General features: G+C 67.3%; 5 protein-coding genes. 4 read left to right on the plus strand and 1 reads right to left on the minus strand.

Annotation, left to right across the window (positions count from 1 at the left end; genetic code table 11):
• The coding region (locus VIM26_RS21340) for a response regulator (protein ID WP_331955014.1) at window positions 1-205 on the minus strand (205 nt) is incomplete at its 3' end.
• A 149-nt stretch (window positions 206-354) separates the two neighbouring features.
• On the opposite strand from VIM26_RS21340, the gene VIM26_RS21345 reads away from it, so the two are divergent.
• From VIM26_RS21345 to VIM26_RS21360, 4 genes are all read left to right on the plus strand, one after another.
• Window positions 355-1719, plus strand: a complete 1365-nt coding sequence (locus tag VIM26_RS21345) for an IS1380 family transposase (protein WP_331955016.1) — start codon at window positions 355-357, stop codon at window positions 1717-1719.
• 256 nt (window positions 1720-1975) lie between these two features.
• Window positions 1976-2290: a transposase gene (locus VIM26_RS21350; protein WP_331955018.1), complete on the plus strand. Its 315-nt coding sequence runs from the start codon at window positions 1976-1978 to the stop codon at window positions 2288-2290.
• Window positions 2287-3174: an IS3 family transposase gene (locus VIM26_RS21355; protein ID WP_331955020.1), complete on the plus strand. Its 888-nt coding sequence runs from the start codon at window positions 2287-2289 to the stop codon at window positions 3172-3174. The genes VIM26_RS21350 and VIM26_RS21355 overlap by 4 nt, the downstream gene beginning before the upstream one ends.
• A gap of 132 nt (window positions 3175-3306) precedes the next feature.
• Window positions 3307-4461 carry an IS30 family transposase gene (locus VIM26_RS21360; RefSeq protein WP_414696540.1) on the plus strand — a complete coding sequence of 385 codons (1155 nt, stop codon included), beginning with the start codon at window positions 3307-3309 and terminating at the stop codon, window positions 4459-4461.
• The last annotated feature ends 162 nt before the right edge of the window (window positions 4462-4623 follow it).

The following is a 4623-nucleotide window of genomic DNA, read 5'->3' on the forward strand; positions in this document are numbered from 1 at the left end:
CCTCCAGGCCGGACAGGCCCGGCATGCGGTTGTCGAGGACCACCACGGCCGGATCGGGCGGGGGATCGAGCCGCTCAAGTGCGGCCAGGGCTTCGACACCGTCGATCGCCTCCGCGACGACCTCCAAACCGGCCCTCGTCAAAACGGTGCGGACCAGAAATCGGATGTCCTCGTCGTCGTCAACGACCAACACCGTCACCGTCACGCTACCCACACCTCCAGACCTCCCCGGCGAGGACGCCGCGGGCCGCTTGTCACTTGAATCGGCATTCTTGCACTAAGCCTCGATCCACCGATGAACTGGCGGTGAGCGCGTTTCGCGCATCCACCGGAAAGGCCTCCTGAGCAGGGAGGATGGCGGTGTTCGAAGTCGCTGTCACTCACAAGCTCAGGGAGGCACTTTCAGTGAGTCGAGTATCGCGCGCGCTGGACCGGATCGAGGTGACCTTTGACGATCCGAACCTGGTGGCCAACGCCGGGCTTGTGCTGGTGGCCACGCTGGCGGACCGCTTGGACTTGGAGGCGTTGGTGAACGCCACGGTGCGGATGGCGGGCCGGGTGGGCGGGGCGCTGCCAGGACGCAAGGTCTTGACGTTGATGCATGCCATCGTGGCCGGCGCCAGCCACATCGACCACGCCGATGTTCTGCGGGCCGGGAACACAGCCGGCGTGCTCGGCCATCGGGTGATGGCGCCCTCGACGCTGGGCACGTTCCTGCGGTCGTTCACGTTCGGCCATGTCCGCCAACTCGAAGCCGTCATCGGCGAGACACTCACGCGGGCGTGGCGACTGGGGGCGGGCCCGGGAGCCCGTCGGCTCGTGATCGACATCGATTCGACGATCTGTCAGGTGGCCGGCAAGCTCAAAGACGGCGCCGCGTTCGGTTACACCAAGGTGTTGGGCTATCACCCGATCCTGGCCACCCGGGCCGATACCGGCGAGGTGTTACACGCCCGCATGCGCAAAGGATCAGCCAACACCGCCCGGGGCACGAAACGTTTCGTCGAGGAGCTCATCGCCCGAGTCCGCCGGGCCGGAGCGGCCGGCGAGATCGTGATCCGCTTCGACTCCGGCTACTGGTCAAACGACACCATCGGTGTGCTCGGACGGCTCAATGTCCGTTACACAATGGCCGTTCGCACCAACAACAAGGGCCCGGCCAAAGCGATCGCCGCCATCGACGAAGACGCGTGGCAGCCCATCGACTACACCCCCGACGGCGAGGCCCAGGTCGCCGAGACCACCTACAAGGGCCGGCGACTGATCGTGCGCCGCACCCGCCTCACCGACGCCCGCCAAGCCAAACTGTGGCCCGACTGGCGGCACTTCGCGTTCCTGACAGATCTCGACGGTGACGCCACCGACATCGACGCCTTCCACCGTCAGCACGCCGTCGTCGAGCTCGCCATCCGCGACCTCAAAGAAGGCGCCGGGCTCGAGCACATCCCGTCTGGGCACTTCTTCGCCAACGGCGCCTGGCTGTGCTGCGCCGTGCTGGCCCACAACCTCACCCGCTGGACCGTCACCGTCGGCCAACCCGGACCCGTCGATCAGCTCACCGTCGCCCGCACCGTGCGGACCCGGCTCATCGCGATTCCCGGACGGCTCGTCAACCACGCCGGCAAACCCACACTGCGCGGCCCGCTCAACTGGCCGTGGCGGCACTGGTTCGAGAAGCGACTCGACGCGCTCCGCATGCTCGAACCCCTGACTGGCTGACAAGCCGTCGGCGGCCGGCGCACCGCAGACGAAACACCACGCGCTGACAACCCGAAACGACACGACCTCCTGGACCGACGCGGTCACGATCACGCAAAACGGCGCCGCCCTCGACGAGTCAACCGACACCTCGGGCACCGAGCGACATCACACGGTCGGCCGATGTCAATCGGTGCATCCAGGCTAAGACGATCCAAGCGGGGGCGCGGTGTGAGCATCCCCCCGTTGGACGGACACCTCATATAGGAGGAAGTCCATGTCCAACAGGAAGAAGTCCAGGGTCGGGCGGCCCTCGAAGTTCCCGCCCGAGTTCCGCAGAGACGCGGTCGCGATGGTCCTCGACGAGTCCCGCCCGATCGCCGATGTCGCCCGTTCGGTCGGCGTGAACGCTGGCACGCTCGGGAACTGGGTCGGCCAGGAACGCATGGAGCGAGGCGACCGCGACGGGCTCAGCGTCGATGAGCGTTCCGACCTTGTGGAGTTGCGGGCGGAGAACACCCAGCTGCGGATGGAACGAGATCTGCTCAAACGATCTCTGGCCTTTTGGATCAAGGAGACGTCGACACCGTGAAGCGCTTCGTGTGTGTCGATGACCAAAAGGCCGCCGGGTTCGCTGTCACGATGGCGTGCGAAGCGGCCGGCGTGTCCACGTCGGGCTACTACGACTGGTGCGGCCGGGAGGCGGCCGGGCCGACCGTCCGCCAGCTCGACGAAGCGGAGCTGGTCGCGTTGATGCGCGAGCTGTTCGTCGACGCCGACGGCAACTACGGGGTGCCGCGCATGTACAAGGCGCTCCGCAAGACCGGCTTGGTCGTGAACCGCAAGCGCGTCGCCCGTCTGATGCGCCTGAACGGTATGGCCGGACGGTTCCGGCGCCGCACGTGCCGCACCACGTTCCCCGGGCCTGACGGCTATCACATCCCGGACTTGGTCGGCCGGCGCTTCGCTCCCGGCCGGCCCGATGTGGCCTGGGTCCAGGACATCACCTACGTCCCGACTCGGGAGGGCTGGCTGTACGTCGCGTCGGTCCTCGATCTGGGGTCGCGGCGGCTGTTGGGGTACTCGATGGCCGACCACATGCGCACCGAGCTGGTCCTCGACGCGCTCACCATGGCCGTCGCCGCCCGTGGCGGAGATCACGCGGTGGCCGGCGTGATCGCCCACGCGGATAGGGGCAGTCAGTACACCTCGAACGACTACATCGACTTCTGCCAGGACCGCCAGATGCGACCCTCGGTCGGCCGGACCGCGGTGTGTTGGGACAATGCCGTCGCTGAATCGTTTTGGGAGAGCCTCAAGCGCGAGTGCGTCCAGGGTCGCGTGTTCGCGACCCGAGCCGAGGCCCGTCGCGCGATCTTCAAGTGGATCACCTGGTACAACACCTCGAGGCTTCACACCACCCTCAACGACGTGGCACCCCTCGAGTGGGAACAGCAGTACCGTCAAGCGTCATAACCAACCGTCCGTCCGACGGGGAGATGCCCATCCAGACCTCCTCGCCGGCCGAGTTTTGTGGGCTGAAGTTCCGCGTCAGGTGTGGGCGGCTTCAACTGGTGAGCGCGACAGCTTCGAGGTTGGAGGTGTTGTGTGGCCCGTCCGAGGCTTCCGTTGTCAGTGGTCCGAGTGGCTTTGGTGGCTGTTGCTCGGGGGGCGTCGTACGAGCAGGCGGCGGCGGTCGCTGGGATCTCATCATCCACAGTTGACCGCCGGGTGCGCGAGGAGGGTGTGGTCGTGCTGCGCGACCGCAAGCCCCGCACTGGGGCGCTGACCCTCGAGGAACGCGAAGAGATCCGGATCGGCATCGCGTCGGAGGAGTCCGATGCCGACATCGGCCGCCGTCTCGGCCGTCATCGAGGCACGATCGGGCGCGAGATCAAGGCGAACGGCGGTCGGCGTGCCTATCGGGCGTTCCTCGCCCAAGACCACGCCGAACAGGCGGCGCTGCGCCCGAAGCAGACCTGGGCTGACCAGCGCCCCTGGCTGTGGGCCGAGGTCCAGACCATGGTCCGCACCGAGCGGTCGTCGCCTGAACAGATCGCCAACCGTCTCCGCCGCGACCACCCGAACAAGCCAGAGTGGTGGGTGTCACACGAGGCGATCTACCGGGCCATCTATGTCCAAGCCAAAGGCGAGCTGCGCAAGGAGCTCGCTGGCTGCCTGCGCACGGGCCGTGACCGGCGCCGCCCGCGAGGACGGACCGCCGCCAGGTCAGGCTCGAAGATCACCGGCATGGTCAACATCTCCGAACGGCCGCCCGAAGCCGCCGACCGGGCAGTCCCCGGCCACTGGGAAGGCGACCTCATCATCGGCGCACACGGGGCGAGCGCCGTCGCGACACTCGTCGAGCGCAGCACCCGCATGGGCATGCTGATCAAGATCGACGCCAAGACCGCCGACCACGTCGCCGCCCGGTTGGCGGACAACATCCTCCGCCTCCCCATCCAGCTCACCCGATCGCTCGCCTGGGACCAAGGCACCGAGCTCGCCGCCCACGCCGCGTTCACGATCGCAACCGGCGTCCCGGTGTACTTCTGCGACCCCCACTCACCCTGGCAGCGCGGCACCAACGAAAACTGGAACGGCCTCGTCCGCCAGTTCCTACCCAAAAGCACCGACCTCTCCGTCCACACCCAAGACGACCTCGACAACATCGCCCGCCTCCTCAACGGCCGACCCCGCAAGACCCTCAACTGGGATACTCCAGCCGAACGATTCAACGCGCTCGTCGCGACCACCGCATGAATCCGCCGTGGACTTTCAGCCCATGAACAGCTCCCGGCGGTCGGCGGGCCCGGAGCCAGGACCGGGCTCGAGCCGAAGGATGAAGGTGGTTATCGCCGAGCCCGGGTCAAGCCGTCGGCGGTGGCGGTCGCCTCGTCGCGGTAGCACCGGTCAGGCTTGGTG

The organism is Pengzhenrongella sp. (assembly GCF_036565025.1).
In the GTDB taxonomy this organism is placed as follows: domain Bacteria; phylum Actinomycetota; class Actinomycetes; order Actinomycetales; family Cellulomonadaceae; genus Pengzhenrongella.